Raw genomic sequence first — 19,571 nt, 5'->3', positions numbered from 1 at the left:
AATTGACGAAGTGTACCAATCAAACAAAAAAATTTTCACTACTTTGTTGTTTTATCATTTTTCAGGTACAGATTGAGACTCAGGAATTCATCCAGATGACGGAAAAGAAAAAGCGCGGATTACTATCGTGGCTCGGGTTTGGTGACGAAGAACAGGCACCGAAAGAGAATGTAGAGCAGGAAGAGCTGAGCGAAGAAGCTGAGCTACCTGTTGAAGAAGAAAAAGCGGAAGCTTCAGAAGCTGATTCTTCAGAAACAGAAACGTCAGATCTCGAAGAGACAGAGGCGGAGTCAGACCAGGGGCCAGACTCCGAAGAAGATGAATGGAGTGACGAGGACTGGCAGGAAGATGATTGGAAAGAGGTTTCTTCTGAGTCCGAGGAAGACGTTGCTGAAGAAGCCGAAGAGTCAGTAGCGAAAGAGCAATCAGAACCTAAAGTGGTTGAGCAGGATAAGCCAACAGAAAGCTTTTTTGCTCGTCTGAAGCGTAGTCTTGCCAGAACCAAGATGAACATCGGTGCTGGATTCTTTGGCCTGTTTAAAGGCAAGCAAATTGATGATGATCTATTTGAAGAGCTAGAAGAGCAGTTATTGATTGCTGATGTGGGTATGAACACCACAGTAAAAATTATCGATAACCTGACAGAAAAAGCATCTCGCCATGAGCTGAAAGATGGTGAAGCGCTGTATGGTCTGCTTAAAGAAGAGATGGCCGAGATCCTATCTCATGTGGAGCAGCCTCTTGAAGTTGATACAACCAAAACTCCATACGTTATTTTGATGGTTGGTGTGAATGGTGTAGGTAAGACAACAACGATTGGTAAGTTGGCTAAACAATTCCAAAGTGAAGGCAAAAAAGTGATGCTGGCTGCGGGTGACACCTTCCGTGCAGCGGCAGTTGAGCAGCTTCAGGTTTGGGGTGAGAGAAACGATGTTCCTGTCATTGCCCAGCATACTGGCGCGGATAGTGCTTCTGTTATCTATGATGCCATCGAAGCTGCTAAAGCGCGTGGCGTGGATGTTGTAATTGCGGATACCGCAGGGCGCTTGCAGAACAAGAGCAACCTGATGGAAGAGTTACGTAAGATTGTTCGCGTAATGAAGAAGATAGATGATTCTGCACCACATGAAATTATGTTAACACTGGATGCTGGTACGGGGCAGAATGCGATTAGTCAGGCTAAACTGTTCAGCGATGTCGCTCCATTAACCGGTATTACGCTGACTAAACTAGATGGAACAGCAAAAGGTGGCGTTATTTTTGCCCTTGCTGACCAATTTAAAATTCCAATCCGATATATCGGTGTGGGTGAAGGTATCGATGACCTTCGCAAGTTTAATACTACAGACTTTATTGAAGCGCTATTTAGCAGAGATGACTAAAAGCCACTATGTGGTCCTGATATAACCGAGTCAGAGGACGAACGGGTGATAAAATTTCAGCAGGTTAGTAAAGCCTATCGTGGTGGCCGTCAGGCTCTGCAAAAAGTTGATTTTCATCTGCGAAGAGGTGAGATGGCATTCCTGAATGGTCATTCAGGAGCTGGTAAGAGTACATTGCTTAAGCTGATTTGTGCTATGGAACGCCCTTCCGACGGAAAAATTAGCTTCAATGGCCATGATATTACTAATATCCCGGCTAAAGATATCCCGTTCCTTCGAAGACTCCTGGGCATTGTATTTCAGGATCACCGGCTACTTACTGACCGTTCGGTGTTTGATAATGTTGCCTTGCCGATGCGTATTGAGTCGGCCTCTGAAAACGATATCAAGCGCAGAGTATCTGCAGCCTTAGATAAAACAGGATTACTGGACAAAGCAAAGTGCTTACCTAGTCAGCTTTCTGGCGGTGAACAGCAACGAGTTGGGATTGCCAGAGCAGTTGTTAACAGACCAACGTTGCTTATTGCCGATGAGCCTACAGGTAATCTTGATCCTGAGCTTTCCGGTCGAGTTCTAAATTTGTTCGAAGAGTTTAATAGAGTCGGAGTGTCGGTAATCTTGGCTACCCATGATATTGGCTTGATTCAAAGCCGGCCGCAGTACCGTCGTCTGGAGCTTAATCAGGGCTTTCTAAGTGAGGTTCAAGGCTATGGGCAATAATGCCAGAAAGCAAAAGGCATCGAGTAAAAGAGATAGCTTTTTAAGAATTCACTTCAGTCAGGCAAAGAAAGCATTCTTATCTTTGTGGGAAAGGCCGTTAGGAAATCTTCTGACATTAGCTGTTATTTCAATGGCGCTAGCGTTACCCGCAAGTATTTATCTCGTTGGGAAAAATATTGCGCAAGTTGCTGATAGTGTCGCAACACCTTCTCAGATTAGTGTTTTTCTGCATGAAGATGTGGCAGAAGCAAGAGTTATGGTTCTGAAAGATGAGCTTGAAAACTGGGAAGAAGTTCAGGCTGTTGAATATATCTCTTCGCAGCAAGGATTGAGTGACTTAAGTCAGCACTCTGGATTTGAGCAGGCCCTTTCTCTTCTTAGTGACTACGCTTTGCCTGCTGTACTCGTTGTAGAGCCAGCAGTTGAGACTAATGAGCAAATCAAAGCCATCGCGAGCCGCATTCAAAAAGATGAGTCAGTTACGGATGTTAGGCTGGATGAAGATTGGTTATCGAGACTAGACGCGATACATAAACTGGCGGTAACCGTTGTTATTACACTTTCAGTATTGATGTGCGCAGCCGTATTTTTGATTGTTGGCAATACAATACGTTTTACCATTCTTGCTCATAAAGAGGAGATACAGGTAATGAAGCTGATTGGCGCGACTGATAGCTTTATCCTTCGTCCTTATCTTTATTATGGAATGTGGTTTGGCTTTATTGGGGCGGTATCTGCCTGGATACTTACAGCAGTTATTACTATATTGTTGAACGGCGCTGTAGAAGAACTCGCATCACTTTATGATAGTCGCTTTAGACTTATCGGCTTAAATATAGATGAATCTGTTCTTTTACTTATGCTAGGTCTTTTCTTAGGCTTTATCGCGGCAAGGCTGTCGGCTAGAAGTCATCTAAAAGAAATTGAACCAGTTTGATGTGATTTTGTCATAAAAATACCGATATAGCGTCATAGTTGTTTAGTAGAAATAGATAATATACTTGTATAGCGCCTGTATCTGTGGATAATAAATCCCCCTTCTTTAAAATTGATTCATCTCAATTTTAGATAGAAGAGCAGTAATAATTAGCTTTCTCTGTTAGAGAAACGAGTGAGGAATTGAATGGCAAACCAAGCGTATCCAATGGCTTTAGTTACACAAGATAGCTTAGACAGCTATATTAGCTCTGTGAACAGCTACCCAATGCTGTCTGTAGAAGAAGAGCGTGAACTAGCCGAGAGATTACATTACAAAGGTGAAATTGATGCTGCGAAAGGGCTTATCCTTTCTCATCTTCGATTCGTTGTTCATGTTGCACGTGGTTACTCTGGCTATGGTCTTCCAATGGCAGATCTCGTTCAGGAAGGTAACATTGGCCTGATGAAGGCGGTAAAACGCTTTAACCCGGAAGTGGGTGTTCGTCTGGTCTCTTTCGCAGTTCACTGGATTAAAGCTGAAATTCATGAATACGTTCTGAGAAACTGGCGTATCGTAAAAATTGCGACAACCAAAGCTCAGCGTAAACTGTTCTTTAATCTGCGTAAGTCGAAAAAGCGTTTAGGTTGGTTCAACAACGGTGAAGTAGAAACTGTTGCTCGCGAGTTGGGTGTAGAGCCTTCAGAAGTGAGAGAGATGGAATCTCGCCTTGCCGCTCAGGATGCTGCTTTTGAACTGCCGACTGAAGATGACGATGCTGGTGTAAGCATGTCTGCTCCGGTTCTTTACCTGGAAGACAAAAACTCAGATATCGCTGAAAGCATTGAAGCGGACAACTGGGAAGAGCACACAAATACTCGCTTGTCTCATGCACTTGCGACTCTGGATGATCGTAGTCAGCACATTGTTCGTTCACGCTGGTTGGATGATGAAAAATCAACACTTCAAGAACTGGCTAAGACTTATGGCGTGTCTGCTGAACGAATCCGTCAGCTTGAAAAGAATGCCATGAAAAAGCTGAAAGCAGCCGTTGGTGAGTTCTAACCATTCATCGCTAGAATAGATTAAAAGAAACCGGGATCAGATGATCCCGGTTTTTTTATGCTTTTAGATCAATAAACCACTTGCAAGCTGTGAATAACTTTGTGTAAAAAGTGAAATCTTGTTGTAAGAAAGCGGGGTGCAATAGGCTCTGATCGGTTTTTTACGATTGGGGATAAAAAATGAAATACGCACAGATTAAGAAAGATCATCACTATATATTGTGGATCTTTTTCTTAAGAACCACTTTATCAACGTAATCCACAAGTTTATGCACAGTTGGCTAAATTTCGATCTTTAGTGGATAACCCTGACGTTCATCTGTCCATATCTGCGTTGGGATAAGTTACAATGGTCAAATAACAATAAGGAAGTGACAAATGAGTAGTTTCAAGAATATTGATGTATTAGAAGCGTATAAATTGTTGGAAGATAAGCGGGCCGTACTTGTTGATATTAGAGACCCTGGTTCGTACACAATGGCCTGTCCACAGAACTCATTTCATCTAACTAACGATACGATCGTAAACTTCATGGATGAAGTGGATTTTGAGACACCGGTAATGGTTATTTGCTATCACGGTGTCAGTAGTCAGGGGGCTGCTCAGTATTTGATGAACCAGGGGTTTGATGAGGTCTACAGCATTGATGGTGGTTTCGAAGCGTGGAAGCGTGCTGGTCTGCCAATTGAGAAGAGTGAGTAGATGATCCGATTAATCGTTTTGGATAACCCTCGGTTAGCACAAGCTTTTATCGACTATATGGCTTCTCGTAAGATAGAAGTTGCCATGATGCCAGAGGGGGGTGGTAGTTTTGCTCTTTGGCTAAAAAATGTTGAAGATCAATTGGAAACTGAAGCAGAGCTAAAGCATTTCTTGGCCAATCCAGATGCCAGTAAGTATCATGCTGCATCATGGGACATGGCTGAATCGAGAAATCAGAAGTTTAAGTATCACACGCCAAGTATGTTAAGTATGGTGAAGGCAAAAGCCGGGCCGATTACGTTGGCTGTGATGGTGATAGGCATAGTTATTTTTGCTCTGCAACAGATCGGGTTTGGCAGGCTAGTTTTCAGTTATATGCATTTCCCTGCATCGGCAGAGCAACAATGGCAGCTATGGCGATGGTTATCTCATGCACTGCTGCATTTTTCGGTTATGCATATTGTCTTTAATATGCTTTGGTGGTGGCAGTTAGGCGGAGACATAGAGCAACGGTTAGGCAGTGGAAAGCTCCTCCAGATATTTGCTCTTTCAGCACTGCTTTCAGGTGCAGGCCAATACTGGGTTGAAGGTGCTAACTTTGGTGGCCTGTCAGGTGTGGTATATGCGCTACTCGGTTATATATGGGTTCTAGGTACACGAGCACCAGAAAAAGGGTTGGTGATACCTAAATCTATAGTAGGTTTTATGCTGGTCTGGTTGATTCTTGGATATGTGCAATCATATTTAGCCATTGCAAACACCGCTCATTTAGTGGGTTTGTTAAGCGGGGTCGCGCTTGGATTTAAGGATAGCGGTTCCAGCGTTCGAAAGGCTTAAGACAATAAGGCAACCTTACGGCTGCCTTTCTCATCAATACAAAGTGTTATTGCGCCAGATACTCAGAAAAAAGAACTTTTGCAATTATAGTTTTGCCTGTTTCAGCTAGTAGCAGGCTGTTCAACAAATCTAATAGCTCAGTCTCTAACGCGGCTTTGCCTGCCAGTGACTTAACCTTTTCTTCTTGTTGCTGCCCGATATGCTCAATTATTGCGTCTCTTATTAGCGGCTCATGAAGTTCAAGATCCGCAATATAACTGCTATCTGCCACCATTAAGTCGACACTGACGCGCAAATAAACAATGGTTTTCCCCTTGGTATACACATTTGTTGTAATGTGAGGAGATAAAGCATAGTACTGTAGAATTGGTGCTGCTTTTTCTTCTTCTGCTATTGCTGATACTGAAAAGAAGCTGCTAACAGTGAGCAGAAGTAATACGAGGAATGATCTAACCATATTTGTGAGTTCTATATTTTTTATTCCAATATCCAGGGCGATTTTGTCTGTTAAAATGGCTTAGGTACGCTTGTATTGTGATGTTCATTTCACCTAAACTTCACTCACTAGTTTATAACAATAATGCTAACTATAAAAAACAAATATGCCCGAGCAGATTTCGTTGTACATTAACGCTCTAAAAAATGTTGAATGGAAAGATATTGAATCTTTTGAATTATCTACAGACTTTTTACTGGATTGGTTGCAGGAAGAAGGCTCATTGTCCCGACGCCTCGAAAAAGAGTGCCAGGATCTATCCGTAAACTTACTTAGCAATCATGTTATTCAGGGAGAAAGTTTGACAACTCAGGAGGTTTCTCTCCTTAGCAATGAAGCGTGTATCCTTAGGGAAGTGATTTTAAATGGAGATGATAGCCAATGGGTTGTTGGCAGAACCCTTATGCCTCTCTCTTCGTTAGAAGATCAGCAGTACGATCTCAGCGAATTAGGTGAGATTCCTCTCGGCTTAACAGTTTTTAGAGCAGAAGAAGTATATCGTGATAAGTTACAAGCTGGATGGGCTAATACTTCGTATGGCAAGCTGTTAGCCAGGCGTTCAAGATTATGGATGAATGGTAAGCCTCTTTTAGTTGCTGAACTTTTTTTACCTGACTCTCCGGTATACGTTAAGGAGAATGTATAGATGAGTTTCGTCAAAGCCAGAGCATACTGGCAATTGATGCGCATGGATAAGCCAATAGGTTCATTATTGCTGTTATGGCCGACAATGTGGTCACTAATATTGGCCGCGGATGGGTTACCGCGTTGGGATGTGCTTATCGTGTTTGTTGCCGGCGTTGTTTTAATGCGTTCTGCCGGATGCGTAATCAATGACTTTGCAGATCGAAACATTGATGGAAAAGTTAAGCGTACTAAAAACAGACCAATTCCTTCCGGTACGGTATCTGCGTCTGAAGCAATTATATTATTTCTCTTACTTGCCGTTGTTTCTTTTGTTCTGGTTTTGACCATGAACACTCTAACGGTGAAGCTCTCTTTTATCGGTATAGCGCTCGCATTTATTTACCCTTTTATGAAGCGCTATACTCATTTACCACAGCTTTTTCTCGCATTGGCATTTAGCTGGGCAATCCCCATGGCATGGGCTGCACAGGCCAATGAAATCTCGCCATACGTATGGTTGCTATTTGTGATAAATGCCATGTGGACGATTGCTTACGATACAGAATATGCCATGGTTGATCGTGATGATGATTTACGCATTGGTGTTAAATCTACCGCTATCTTGTTTGGCAGATTAGACAAAGCTATTATTGGCGCTTTGCAACTTCTAACTATCGTTTTACTTATTGCATTGGGTTATCAGCTTCAGCTTAGCCAATGGTTCTATTGGGGAGTATTAGGCGCTGCCTCGCTATTTGTTTATCAGCAAAACCTGATTCGAGGCAGGGACCGAGATAAGTGCTTTCAGGCTTTTTTGAACAACAATAATGTAGGTTTGGTACTAACGGTTGGAATCTTTTTAAGTACTCTTTAATTAATGCCGATAGATAGAAAAAAGGTTCTGCACTGCAGAACCTTTTTTAGTCTATTTCTCTTCTAATTCTTCGTTAGGAACATCCTCTTTGGATATCAGGCTTTCCTGAATCGTTAGCCTAACCTCTGAAGTTAGTAGGCCGGATAGCATCTCTGCGAGCTTTTGAGTTCTTTCAATATCGCACTTTCCATCGATATCGATATAGTTTTCTTCTTTCAGTACGCTGAACAAAGAAGAGAATACACCCTTATCAAAGAACTCTGGTGCGTTGATACCGTGCAGACGCCCCAGACGTTGAGCGACTTCCTGGCTTCTTTGTTCCAATTCTGATCTATCGACACTTGGGTCAAACACTAATTGGTTTATAGCTATTGCATAGCGCTGAAGTGTTTCCGCAATGCTTCTTGCTAACAACATTAGTGACTGGATCTTCACCTGATTGATTGAAAGTATGCCATCGTTAAGCTTAATTAACTCCTGCCTTACTAGCTCATCAATGATGGCTATGACTACTTCTTTTAATTCATCCTGTTCATATCGTAAGAAAAGCTCTTTCTTCAAGAATGGGTACAACTGAGCAATAGTTTCCTGAACTTGTGCCACAGAGACTTTTTCGTTTCGAACAACCATCAGAGCAATCTGAGATGGAATAGCAAACAAGTGGATAATATTATTTCGATAGTAAGTCATCAAAATAGACTGATGACGATCAAGAGAGATAATCTCACCGACAGCATCTCGCTCAGTAATGAACTTGTTGAGAGCCAGAGCGTGCTCTACCAGTTCTTCTGCTGATTTATCCGGTGTAGTACTTGTTTCCGAGTAAGGGACATTGCGAAGTAGCTGAGTGTAAGAGTCTATTTGCGCTATCAGTGTCTCTTTGGCTAGAGCGCGTTGACGTGATGCAAGCAACGCTGTTGCACAAAGTGTCAGTGCGTTTGTTGCTGCTGCATCATTGATATGCGTCATCATCTTGTTCGCAATCTGATTGACGACTGGTGTCATCCAGTGAGGTCTAGGTACTTCTAACGGATTAATGTCTTTGGTCCACTCAGGCACATGGGTATTCAAGTAGTTATTGAGTGGGATAGGCTCACCAAAGTTAACGTAACCTTGTCCGAAATCTCTCAGCTTACGGATGGTTTTAATTACCTGACCTGCATTCTCTTTCTCTTTACGCTTCCCTCGAAGCTCTTTGGCGTAAGTAGAAACTTCCATAACGTGTTCATAGCCAATGTACACAGGAACCAAGGTAACGGGACGGTTCAGGCCTCGAAGCATCGCCTGAATAGTCATCGCTAGCATGCCCGTTTTAGCTGGCAGTAGTCGGCCTGTTCGGGAGCGTCCACCTTCACTGAAGTATTCGACTGAGTAACCTTTTGCAAAAAGTTCTGCAAGATACTCACGGAAAACGGTTGAGTAGAGCTTGTTGCCTTTAAAGCTTCTGCGAATAAAGAAGGCTCCACCTCTGCGGAAAATTGGACCCGCAGGGAAGAAGTTCAGGTTAATACCCGCGGCAATATGTGGAGGTACCATTCCTTCACGATACAGAACATATGAAAGCAGTAGGTAATCCATGTGGCTACGATGGCAAGGAACGTAAACAATTTCATGCCCTTCCTGCGCAAGTCTTCTTACCGTTGAAGCGTTGCTAATATTTAGCCCTTGATAAAGTTTGTTCCACAACCATCCGAGGAAACGGTCTCCTTTCTTTACTAGGGAGTAGGAGAAGTTAGCTGCGATTTCATCAAGAATTGAATGCGCTTCTTTTCGCGCTTTTTCTATGCTGATTCCTTTGCTCTGGGATTCATCTTCAATGGCTTTCTGAATAACCTGAGAATTCAGTAAGCGTTCGAACAGTTGTTCACGATTTGGCAGGTTCGGACCGGACGCAGCAAGTTTTTGTCGCGAAAAGTGGATACGAGCTACCCGGGCAAGCTTTTGAGCAATCGCCTTATCGGTACCGTGCGAATCAGCCATATAACGCAAAGAAACAACGGCACTAAATCGGATCATGCAATCTCGTCCGGATAGCAACATCGCTTTGGCTTTTTGCGGGCCATTCATCGCTTGTAAATATGGGGTTTCTTTTTCTTCTTTACCCGGTTTTCTTCCCCAAAGGACGGAAGTTGGAATTACCTGTACATCCAGTTCACTATCTTGAGCATGCATTTCCAGTAGTTCTGAAAAAAGTTCAACTGAAGCGCTAGGGATGTGCTTGTCGTCCTGAAGCAAAGTTGGTCGTGAGCTAATATAAACGTAACGACCCAGTGTTTTTCCGTTAATCTCTAAAGGTGAGAGAGGGTCGGGTAAACCAAGTGCTAAAGCTTGCTTTCTCATACTGTGCAAATCCACATTCGAGCGGAATGGCATCGCGTATATGAGAGGCTTATTTAAATCAATGCCGAGATCTTCTATCGGATTTGATGGAATCGCTTTGCTTTTAACCAAAACAGAAATTGGTAACTTAACGATTGAACGGGGAATGATTCGTCCTGAAGACATCTATAACTGGCCTCGAGAAAATTCAAAAAATCTAAGCGAATACTTTGTATGATTGCGTGTGCAAACAGAGCATATATGTCGCTTAACATAGAGAAGTCATAATTTGGTGCAAGGATATCAGAAACTGGTCAAACCTTTTATTGTTAAAAGGCAATAACGTAATAATAGTCTGAAAATAATTATAAATTGAACTCATAGGCAGGGAGAATAAATGAAGAATCCAGATAACAAAGGTTTCAAACGGCTCATAAATGCGAGTATATACTCTAGCCAAGGGCTGAGAGCTGCGTTTAAAAACGAAGCAGCATTTCGACAGGAGGTCCTTGCTGCTCTGATTATGCTGCCATTGGCTTTTTATTTGGATGTGGATTCAACGTATCGTGTCTTAATGGTGAGCACAGTTTTATTGGTGATGATCGTTGAACTTCTGAATACCGCTGTGGAATCTGTAGTGGATAGAATTGGCCCTGAGTTTCATGAGTTAGCTGGTCGAGCGAAGGATACTGGTTCGGCCGCCGTAATGGTTGCTATGGTTCTCTGTGGATACGTTTGGTGTGAAGCCTTCTATTTCACATACTTTTAATAGTGATGGAAGACAGTGATTTATTAAGGTTTAGAATGTGTTCCACATGAAACAGTTGTGATGAATCAACAAGTTTTTCAAATGTTCCTTTGCAAGTCCCTACTTACTGTATATACTCACAGTTAACTGTATAAAAAGACAGGTGACTTATGAAGCCGTTAACCGCTCGCCAACAACAGGTATTTGACCTGATTAAAGATAAAATCGATGACACAGGGATGCCGCCAACCAGAGCTGAGATTGCTCGTGAGTTAGGCTTCCGTTCAGCGAATGCTGCTGAAGAGCATTTAAAAGCGCTTGCTAAGAAGCAGGCTATTGAAATTATTCCTGGAGCATCTCGAGGTATTCGAATTCTTCTTCAGGAAGAAGCCAGCAATGATCCAGGGTTACCTCTTATTGGTCAGGTGGCTGCGGGTGAACCAATTCTTGCTCAAGAGCATGTTGAAGCTCACTATCAGGTTGATCCTACTATGTTCCGCCCTCAAGCCGATTTTCTTCTTCGTGTTCACGGAGAGAGTATGAAAGACATCGGCATCATGGATGGTGACCTGTTAGCCGTTCATAAGACACAGGATGTTAGGGATGGCCAGGTGGTTGTTGCACGTGTTGATGATGACGTTACAGTTAAAAGGCTAGAGCGAAAAGGTGCTACCGTATTACTTCATGCTGAGAATGAAGAGTTTAACACCATTCAAGTAGACCTGACTTCCCAGCATATGGCTATTGAAGGCATTGCTGTTGGTATCATCCGTAATACTGACTGGATGTAATTTGATATAAGTCATGATATTAATTTGCGAATGTAATTGATATTCATTATCATCTTTCTTGATGAGAGGAAGATGATAATGAGTCGTGACAATATAAACCTATCGTTTAGAAAACATAAGAACAAGCCGGAATACTTGATCCCAGCCAATCTACTAGAACCAATGTGGTTAAGAAGTAGGGAGAGCTTTGTTGATGGTGGGCTAGTCTATGATCCGATTGCTGCTAAAGCTTGCAAGCAGTGTCACCTTTCTCCTGAATGCCTTTCTGGAGATGTTAATCAAAAACAGCTTTTACACGCGACACTCACCAAACTCTGCGATCTTCGAGTCCAAACGTTTCTACAAAACCACCCACAAGGTTTGGTTATTAATGTTGGCGCCAGACTAGATACACGCTTTTATCGGCTTGATAATGGATTGTGTCAGTGGATTGAGCTCGATATTAGCGAAAATCTTTTATGGCGCGAAAAACTGTTTCATCACAATGAACGTTACCAGTTAAAAATTGGCTCGGTAAGCTCAACGGATTGGCTGGATGATATATCTATCCATGAAAGTACCCCTGTTCTAATAGTATGTGAGCAAGCATTGCTGGATTCAGACGAGCGACAAGTCGCAAGGCTCATTCAATACTTAGGACGTCATTTCACCAAAGCACAGGCTTGTATAGTTTTAGCTGGCGATAAGACTGCTTCAAGGTTGGGGCGCAAGTTGGGTTGCGGTGAGTATGCTCATGGCTTTTCGTCACCACAGGAAAAGCTAATTGGTTGGCTGCCTTGGTTAAAATGGACAAAACAGTACTCACCACTTGACCATGAATGTGGTAGATGGAAGCTTTGGCATAAACTATTAAGAAAATTCTCACCGATCAAAAATAGACTGACACCGACCGTAATCGAACTAAGTTGGTAAAGGATATACCGAGCTATTAGGTATCCTCGGCACATCCCTGTCAGATTAAAAAAGTCGATTCAAACCATTTAGGGCAGCAACACGGTATCCTTCAGCCATTGTTGGATAGTTAAATGTGGTATTTACAAAGTACTCAATAGTGTTGGCTTCACCTTTCTGCTCCATAATAGCTTGTCCGATATGGATGATCTCCGCAGCTCGCTCACCAAAGCAGTGGATACCCAGTATTTCTTTAGTCTCTCTGTGGAAAAGGATTTTTAAACTACCAATATCCTTTCCTGCTATCTGGGCGCGAGCAAGATGCTTGAAAGAAGCGCGACCAACTTCGTACGGTACTTTAGCTGCAGTTAACTCTTGCTCAGTTTTTCCTACTGAACTGATTTCAGGGATAGTATAAATACCCGTTGGAATATCTTCGATAAGGTGTGTATCCATATTACCTTGAGCAATATGCTGAGCTAGGAAGCGTCCCTGATCATATGCTGCGCTGGCAAGGCTTGGATAACCAATAACATCACCAACTGCGTAGATATTCTCAACCTCAGTCTTATAGTGTTCATCGACATTGAGTTGCCCTCTGGAGTCAGGTGATAATCCAACCGCTTCTAAGTTGAGTTTATCGGTGTTGCCGGTTCTGCCATTTGCGTATAACAGGCAATCGGCACGCATTTTCTTACCTGACTCTAAATGAACGATTACACCATCCTTTGTGCCTTCGATCTTCTCGTACGTTTCGTCGTTCCGAATGATGACTCCGCTGTTCCAGAAGTGGTAGGAGAGAGCATCTGAAATTTCGTTGTCTAAGAATGAAAGCAGTCGATCTCGAGTATTAATCAGGTCAGTTTTAACGCCTAGACCTCTGAAGACGGATGCGTACTCAGAACCGATGACCCCGGCACCATAGATGATGATATGTCTTGGGTCATGCTGTAGTGAAAGGATTGAGTCGCTGTCGTAAATGCGTTCATGATTAAAATCGACATCTGAAGGTTGATATGGTCGGGAACCAGTAGCGATAACAAATTTATCGGCAGTATAGGTATCTACAATCCCATCCGGTTTAGATACAGCAATGGTATTGTTATCTGTAAAACGAGCCTCGCCAAATATCAAAGAACATTCGTTTCTATCGTAAAAGCCCTGTCTTAATCGGGTCTGTTTGTCGATAACCGTCTTAGCGTGATTGAGTATATTGGAGAAGGTGGAATGTATACTGGAGTTGTTGTTACAAAAAAGCGGGTTGTTATTAAACTCTATAATTCGGCTTACTGCGTGTCTCAGTGCCTTTGAAGGGATAGTACCCCAGTGTGTACATCCGCCACCTACACTGGCTTCCTTTTCAATTATCGCAACTTTGAGCCCTGCTTTAGTTAAGCCCATTGCTGCGCCTTCACCACCGGGGCCACTACCAATTACAATTGCATCATAGTGATTGGGCTTCACCATTACTTCCATCCTTAGTGTTTTTTGTTAACATTTACTTATCGAGATTTTAACCTCTTAATTTGTCAGGTAAATGATCTTCCTATAAGAGAGTGGTGACGATCACGGAGTTATGAGAAGGGACGCGCGTTGTGACTCAGTGATTTTCTACTTGCCCAAATTCGCGCTATAGTAAGGGCCTGTAGTAATGATTGCTTGCGATAAAAAGATTGAAAGAAAATAAAATGGGAATACGAGCACAGCAAAAGGAGAAGACTCGTCGCGCCTTGATCGATGCTGCTTTTAGTCAGTTGAGTGCCGATCGTAGCTTTTCAAACTTAAGTTTGAGAGAGGTCGCGAGAGAAGCTGGAATTGCGCCAACATCATTTTATCGTCACTTTAAGGATATGGATGAGTTAGGACTAACAATGGTAGACGAAAGTGGACTTCTGCTTCGTCAACTAATGCGTCAAGCTCGTCAACGAATTGTTAAAGAAGGTAGTGTGATAAGAACATCGGTAGAGACCTTTATGGAATTTATCGAGAGTAGTCCGAACGTTTTTAGGTTGTTGTTACGCGAGCGTTCGGGAACATCCGCTGAGTTTCGCGCTGCAGTAGCGAGAGAGATTCAGCACTTCTCAGCAGAAATGACAGAATACTTAATCAGTACTGGCATGAATCGAGAAGAGGCAGTAGTACAAGCAGAAGCATCGGTAATATTGGTCTTCAGTTCCGGAGCGGAAGCGCTTGATTTAAGCAAGCATGAAAGAGAAGAACTAACAGAGCGTCTTGTTATGCAGCTGAGAATGACAGCTAAAGGCGCTTATTGGTATAGAAAAGAACGTGAACGGCAGAAAAATAGGATATAACTATGTCGAATGAGGCTCCCCTAAACTCTGGTCAGTCAGAGAGAAAGACACTTATCTTAGCGGCTATCGCTGGTATGTGTAGTAATGCACTGTTATCTTCAGTAACACTTTCTGAAGTGTCATTTTCCATTTTCCCATTAATCGCATTGGTACTGTCTCTACAGATGCTATATGACGGTTACTTAAAAAGCCCGGTTGCAGAGGATATTCCACTAATTGGTTTGGCTTGCTTCTTTGTCGGGGCATTTGGACACTCCGCATTTGTAAAAGCTCAGTTCCCGGAAGTAGGTTCTAACTTCTTCTCTATTATAGTCACTATGTTGTTGATGGCATGGGTAGGTAAGAAGCTTGGGTATATGAATAAGAACCATGCTTAATCTGCTAACGAGCCTCATGGCTCAATGATGAACATCTGGACCCCGCTATATTAGTGGGGTTCTTTTTTATCACTCAAAGCCTGTCATTCAAAGGCACGTCACTTCTTCATACTGTGCACTTTTCTTTTGTTCACTCCCTCTCCATAAGCTGATGAATCGATCGGTAACCTTTGATTAAAAGGAATATAAACAAAGGCTTACTTATAATTTTCCTGACCTTAACTTTAGAGTCATTCAAGGTGAAGAGGTTAGAAGTAGTATTGAATGTTACTAAGGTGGCAAACAATAAAAAGCAGTTTGTTTTCCACCTAAGAGGAGCATTTACGTGGAGAATTTAAATGACGACTGATTACGACGAAAGAGCCATTGATATTGATGAGCCTACAAACTCTATGATTACTCAGGAGATAGAGGTTAAAAGTAGTGGTGCAGACGCGGGGGACATCGGAAATCCATATCATCACGGTATTTTGGGGTTGGTTACTGGGAACAACTCTATAGATCAAATCGTATTTGATTTTATAAACTGGAAAATCCAGGTGCCATCGCTATACCTCCAAAACAGGATTGGTGCATGGGTAGGTCCAACGACCATTGCTATTGATAGTTCATCACGTAACTTATACTGGAATTCAGTTACAAATGCTTTCAGAGTATTTGGTAGTTCCGCATCGATATCTGAGATATCGAAAAATGACCATCTAATGGCCGTTTTTCGTCCGGAGTCAGGGGTATCCTGGTGTGCTTGTCCAAACTTTAGGGTGGTATCAACCAATGATACGACGGCAATACCTCGTCTGAATGCTCAAAAGCAAGGTGTAATTTTGAGTTTTGATTCAGCATTCAATGTGGATTTTGAAGCTAAACGCTTTTCCTTTCATTACGAGAATGTTTGGATGTATAGAGGCACTGAAAGAGATATCTCGCTAGCGGGTTACTCAGTTTCTATTAATAATGAAACACGAATGATCTATTACGATGCCAGTACATATAAATTGGTCACCACTAACAGTAGAGATAGTGCACTTGACTATAAGAACCTGTGGTTGATAGCTGTAATATTTCCACCGCTCAACTTGGTGGCATGGAGCGCTGCAACGAAATACTCCATCAATGGGCAAATGTTTAACTATCAGGATGCTCCGAAATTAGCTGAACAGGCAATATCTGAGGTAGCGGCTGTAGCTTCCACAACAAATGCGGTAATGGCCGCAACTATCGGTGCGATTACAGGAAAAAACCTGATTGATTATGTTCGTGGTCAAGAAGCTGTTGCTGAAAAGTGGTCATTGCCAGTTTGCGACTTGTATCGAAGGTCAGGTCTGAATTACGCAAACAAAGATATGTTTATTCAAGCAGACCAACTGCACTACAAGTCCGCTGGTTATGCTCATATAGCTACCATGACAGCCGAGTTTATACGTCAGAATGCACCGGCTGGTGGAATAAAAGGGAAGTCCATAGGTGTGTTAGGTGGCTCGTACTCTGTAATGTGGGAATCACATGCGGCTAAAGACGTTTGGGTATCTGAGTTAGGTGTTACTTATACCGACTATGGAGTGAGTGGGGCAGGCTTTACAAAGGAAGGCAACTATATTGATGATCAGGCCGATACCGCTGGCTATCATGATATTTATATTCTTTGGTGCAGTACGAATGATGCCACTTCAGCTAAGCCAATAGGTAACGTTAATGATTATGACCACTCCACCCAATGTGGCGGAATGAATCTGGCCATTCAGAAACTGTATTACAAAAATCCCTCCGCAAAGATACTTATCTTTAACTCGATGAAAGCCTATTCTTCAAAGTACTTGTATGATCCTACAGTTATCAGGGAATATTAAATATATTCAGTAGAGATTTGTTTAAGCGCTGATTTTCTAACTCTGATCAGTAACTATATGTTAGATATGAGTGTTTATAAAAATGGGTTAGGCAGTATGACGGTATACACCTAACCCAACTTCCTACTTTATGCGCTCTAGCAGCACACCCGCTTCCATATGGTGGGTATATGGATTGCTAGGTCTGATAGCGTCCATTAAAGTCTAGGATTGTTTTCTAATTCATTGATATTAATTGTTTATGTTGATTTCGTTGTCCAGTGTCGTCTTAAGAGATACAATGAAAACTCACTTGTTGCCGTACCCCGAGCCGTACCCGGAATCAAAGGATGTTGATCGTCATGAGTAAGCGAATTAATAAAAATGCGACCTTGCAAGCGCTGAAACCAAAAGAAAAAGAGTACTTAGTTGCGGATAAAAAGGTTGAGGGGTTGAATATTAGGGTTCGACCAACAGGTACAATGACGTGGACATTTCGCTTTCAATTGGGAAAGAAACACGAAAAAATTTCAATGGGGCGCTATGACCAATCAGACCCAGAAAGAGGAATGACATTAGAGCAAGCAAGAGATGAAGCTGGTCGCTATCGCAGTTGGCTGGAAAATAGCAAAAACCCAAAGGAAGAGCTTGCAAGGGAACGGCGTGAAAAAGAGGAAGCTAAGACGTTTGATGATGCTTTTGCTAGTTTTGATGCCAAGCGTTTATCTAAGCAGCTACGTGGCTCTCAGGCTAGAACCATCTATACCCGTGATATAAAACCACATATCGGTAGGATTAAATTAGCGGATTTAAGCATCGTCGATCTTAATAAAGTCTTTGATGCGAAGGTGGGTAAAGATGGAAAGAGGATGGCTGGTGCTATCGGAGCGTGCCATAAAATCATCAATCAGGTTATCAATCACGCCTTAGCATTGAATATGCTAGACTCCCACCCTGCACCACAGTTGAAAGCAAGAGATGTTGGTGGTGGCTCCAAGGTCACTAAACGACACCTTAGCTTTGCTGAGCTAAAGACTTTGTTAATAAGTATGCCTTCTTGGCGCACAGACCCATCTAACATCCGTTTAATGCAGTTCTTAATCGGTTGTGGGCAACGTATTAGTGCCGTGCTCGAAATGCGCTGGAGTGAATTAGATTTGGAAAAAAAGGTGTGGTTACTTCCAGCCAGTTCAGAGGAGCGTCACACCAAAAGCCAAGAAAACCGCAAAGTTCCTTTAAGTGACTATCTACTCGCTCTTCTCAAAGAGCAGCGTACAAACGTGCCGAGTAAATGGAAGTTGGTTTGGCCTCAGTTGACGGCCGATAAAGTTCAAGAGCCAGCAGCAGTGCGTGCGTTGATCAAACGTAATATCCCGACAGACTTAGAGCACTTCTCACCACATGATTTGCGCCGTACCTTCATTAGCCGTTGTAGTGAGATGGGGTTGGATATTGTTGCCATCGAAAAGACGGTAGGCCACCAGTTACCCGGAATGTTAAGGGTTTATAATCACCATGACTATATTGATGAGCAGTTATCTGTATTGCAGGCTTGGGGTGAAAAATTACAAACACTTACCATCGAGAATGTAGTTCAGTTATCTCAGCCTAAATTAGCTTAGAGCGTCACCTGTCAATTTTCTTTATTAACTGTGTAATACTTAACAGGGATGCCGTGTTGAATGACGTTCCTATTACTACCTTCGAGATTAGGTTCTGTATCAGCCCCTTGAACCCCATGGCTATTTTGCTCACTCATTGTTTCCTTAGTCTGAGGTTGTCCGTCAACTTTATTATCTTCGTTAGACTCTAGCTGCCGAATTCTTTGTTGTAGTTCTGAGTTCTCTTTAGCTTCTTTACTGAGTTCTTGCATTAAGTTACGGTTTTCCCGTTGCAGAGACTTCAAATGTAACTCCTGCTCAGCGTGCTCCTTTTGTAGTTGAATGAGCTTCTCTTCTACAGTCGGTATACGGCCTAAGACTTCTGTGTTTTCCTCATTACTCTCTGCACTGTTTGAAAGCGTATTGATTCGTTCATTAAAATCCTTTTCTAGAGATTCAACCTTTTCCTTTAACTCAATATATTTACTGTCATTTCGATTCGATAAAGCAGAGAAGTCATGATCTAGCTTTGGCCTGCTTTTTTTTGTTTCTAGCTTCGTCTTGTAGGTCTCGTCTATAAGATCGATTAAAGCCTGCTTAATTGATGCATTAGGTCTAGCGCTCTTTTTTGCGAGTTGCTTAAGCTTATCTTGGGTAGTTTTATCAAGAGACAAGTTGTAGAACTTCTTGTTTTGACGTGCATACTTAGCACGCCAAGTATCACTCATCGTGCCGATAAAGCGCAGCCCAGTGTCACCATAGTCATTTAGTTCACTGATTAGCTCTATGAGTTCTGAGTAGCTTAGTTCGTTTAATGAGTAGCTATCGATTAGCGCTGTAATGGGGATATCTACATCTGGTGCTTCAACTTTCTTCTTAAGGTAATTGCGAGCCCATTGAAGATTACTATTAGTCTCTGTGAAACTTTTTGGTAGCTCTTTTTTCTTAGGCAATGTCGAATCCTTATTATCAAAGCGGCTCTGAGTAGACTGTTTTCATGGAGTGATAATCATACAAAAACGTGAGAGCTAAAAAATCCAATACTGTCACATTTTTAGTCTTATAGCTTGGTCACATGACATGCCTAT

Annotated in this window: 19 protein-coding genes; 15 read left to right on the top strand and 4 right to left on the bottom strand. The window is 42.4% G+C overall.

The window, feature by feature from the left end; genetic code table 11:
• Nucleotides 1–95: 95 nt before the first annotated feature.
• The 6 genes from ftsY to glpG all read left to right on the top strand — a co-directional run bounded on the left by ftsY (nt 96) and on the right by glpG (nt 5,621).
• Entirely contained in the window at nt 96–1,382 is a 1,287-nt protein-coding gene (gene ftsY, locus SNR28_RS26095; protein ID WP_375751868.1) for a signal recognition particle-docking protein FtsY, read from the top strand.
• 45 nt (nt 1,383–1,427) lie between these two features.
• Entirely contained in the window at nt 1,428–2,102 is a 675-nt protein-coding gene (gene ftsE / locus SNR28_RS26090; RefSeq protein ID WP_375751867.1) for a cell division ATP-binding protein FtsE, read from the top strand.
• A complete protein-coding gene (gene ftsX / locus SNR28_RS26085; protein WP_375751866.1) occupies nt 2,092–3,039 on the top strand; it encodes a permease-like cell division protein FtsX in 948 nt (315 codons plus the stop codon). The genes ftsE and ftsX overlap by 11 nt, the downstream gene beginning before the upstream one ends.
• Before the next feature lie 186 nt (nt 3,040–3,225).
• Nucleotides 3,226–4,083, top strand: a complete 858-nt coding sequence (rpoH, locus tag SNR28_RS26080; RefSeq protein WP_375751865.1) for an RNA polymerase sigma factor RpoH — start codon at nt 3,226–3,228, stop codon at nt 4,081–4,083.
• Nucleotides 4,084–4,460: 377 nt separating this feature from the next.
• The gene (gene glpE, locus SNR28_RS26075) at nt 4,461–4,784 is read left to right on the top strand and encodes a thiosulfate sulfurtransferase GlpE (RefSeq protein WP_375751863.1); all 324 of its coding nucleotides are present in this window, start codon (nt 4,461–4,463) and stop codon (nt 4,782–4,784) included.
• A complete protein-coding gene (gene glpG / locus SNR28_RS26070) occupies nt 4,785–5,621 on the top strand; it encodes a rhomboid family intramembrane serine protease GlpG (RefSeq protein ID WP_375751862.1) in 837 nt (278 codons plus the stop codon).
• Between the two features lie 46 nt (nt 5,622–5,667).
• Here glpG and SNR28_RS26065 read toward each other — a convergent pair whose 3' ends face one another.
• Nucleotides 5,668–6,078: a flagellar basal body-associated FliL family protein gene (locus tag SNR28_RS26065; protein ID WP_375751861.1), complete on the bottom strand. Its 411-nt coding sequence runs from the start codon at nt 6,076–6,078 to the stop codon at nt 5,668–5,670.
• Between the two features lie 145 nt (nt 6,079–6,223).
• On the opposite strand from SNR28_RS26065, the gene SNR28_RS26060 reads away from it, so the two are divergent.
• Together SNR28_RS26060 and ubiA are read left to right on the top strand one after the other, a co-directional pair.
• Entirely contained in the window at nt 6,224–6,763 is a 540-nt protein-coding gene (locus SNR28_RS26060) for a chorismate lyase (RefSeq protein ID WP_375751860.1), read from the top strand.
• Complete coding sequence (ubiA, locus tag SNR28_RS26055; RefSeq protein ID WP_375751859.1) at nt 6,764–7,618, top strand: 4-hydroxybenzoate octaprenyltransferase; 855 nt, start codon at nt 6,764–6,766, stop codon at nt 7,616–7,618.
• Nucleotides 7,619–7,669: 51 nt separating this feature from the next.
• On the opposite strand, the gene plsB is transcribed toward ubiA, so the two are convergent.
• Nucleotides 7,670–10,123 carry a glycerol-3-phosphate 1-O-acyltransferase PlsB gene (plsB, locus tag SNR28_RS26050; RefSeq protein WP_375751858.1) on the bottom strand — a complete coding sequence of 818 codons (2,454 nt, stop codon included), beginning with the start codon at nt 10,121–10,123 and terminating at the stop codon, nt 7,670–7,672.
• Nucleotides 10,124–10,334: 211 nt separating this feature from the next.
• Here plsB and SNR28_RS26045 point away from each other — a divergent pair, with 211 nt between their 5' ends.
• The 3 genes from SNR28_RS26045 (at nt 10,335) to SNR28_RS26035 (ending at nt 12,388) form a co-directional block, all read left to right on the top strand.
• Nucleotides 10,335–10,706: a diacylglycerol kinase gene (locus tag SNR28_RS26045; RefSeq protein WP_375751857.1), complete on the top strand. Its 372-nt coding sequence runs from the start codon at nt 10,335–10,337 to the stop codon at nt 10,704–10,706.
• Nucleotides 10,707–10,855: 149 nt separating this feature from the next.
• Entirely contained in the window at nt 10,856–11,476 is a 621-nt protein-coding gene (gene lexA / locus SNR28_RS26040; RefSeq protein WP_375751856.1) for a transcriptional repressor LexA, read from the top strand.
• Nucleotides 11,477–11,554: 78 nt separating this feature from the next.
• Nucleotides 11,555–12,388: a class I SAM-dependent methyltransferase gene (locus SNR28_RS26035; protein WP_375751855.1), complete on the top strand. Its 834-nt coding sequence runs from the start codon at nt 11,555–11,557 to the stop codon at nt 12,386–12,388.
• A 45-nt stretch (nt 12,389–12,433) separates the two neighbouring features.
• Here the strand turns inward: SNR28_RS26035 and sthA are convergent, their stop codons facing one another.
• The gene (gene sthA, locus SNR28_RS26030) at nt 12,434–13,834 is read right to left on the bottom strand and encodes a Si-specific NAD(P)(+) transhydrogenase (RefSeq protein WP_375751854.1); all 1,401 of its coding nucleotides are present in this window, start codon (nt 13,832–13,834) and stop codon (nt 12,434–12,436) included.
• 221 nt (nt 13,835–14,055) lie between these two features.
• On the opposite strand from sthA, the gene fabR reads away from it, so the two are divergent.
• From fabR to SNR28_RS26010, 4 genes are all read left to right on the top strand, one after another.
• Nucleotides 14,056–14,679 (top strand): HTH-type transcriptional repressor FabR, encoded by a 624-nt coding sequence (gene fabR, locus SNR28_RS26025; RefSeq protein ID WP_375751852.1) that lies wholly within the window; start codon nt 14,056–14,058, stop codon nt 14,677–14,679.
• A gap of 2 nt (nt 14,680–14,681) precedes the next feature.
• On the top strand, nt 14,682–15,056 hold the full coding sequence (locus SNR28_RS26020; protein ID WP_375751850.1) for a YijD family membrane protein: 375 nt from the start codon (nt 14,682–14,684) through the stop codon (nt 15,054–15,056).
• Nucleotides 15,057–15,394: 338 nt separating this feature from the next.
• On the top strand, nt 15,395–16,903 hold the full coding sequence (locus tag SNR28_RS26015) for a hypothetical protein (protein WP_375751849.1): 1,509 nt from the start codon (nt 15,395–15,397) through the stop codon (nt 16,901–16,903).
• Between the two features lie 341 nt (nt 16,904–17,244).
• Nucleotides 17,245–18,504 carry a tyrosine-type recombinase/integrase gene (locus SNR28_RS26010; RefSeq protein WP_375751847.1) on the top strand — a complete coding sequence of 420 codons (1,260 nt, stop codon included), beginning with the start codon at nt 17,245–17,247 and terminating at the stop codon, nt 18,502–18,504.
• An 11-nt stretch (nt 18,505–18,515) separates the two neighbouring features.
• On the opposite strand, the gene SNR28_RS26005 is transcribed toward SNR28_RS26010, so the two are convergent.
• The gene (locus SNR28_RS26005; RefSeq protein ID WP_375751846.1) at nt 18,516–19,436 is read right to left on the bottom strand and encodes a hypothetical protein; all 921 of its coding nucleotides are present in this window, start codon (nt 19,434–19,436) and stop codon (nt 18,516–18,518) included.
• Between the last annotated feature and the right edge of the window lie 135 nt (nt 19,437–19,571).

It is taken from the genome of Vibrio iocasae (assembly GCF_042245395.1).
GTDB lineage: Bacteria > Pseudomonadota > Gammaproteobacteria > Enterobacterales > Vibrionaceae > Vibrio > Vibrio iocasae.
This window is presented reverse-complemented; position numbering and strand designations above follow the sequence as displayed.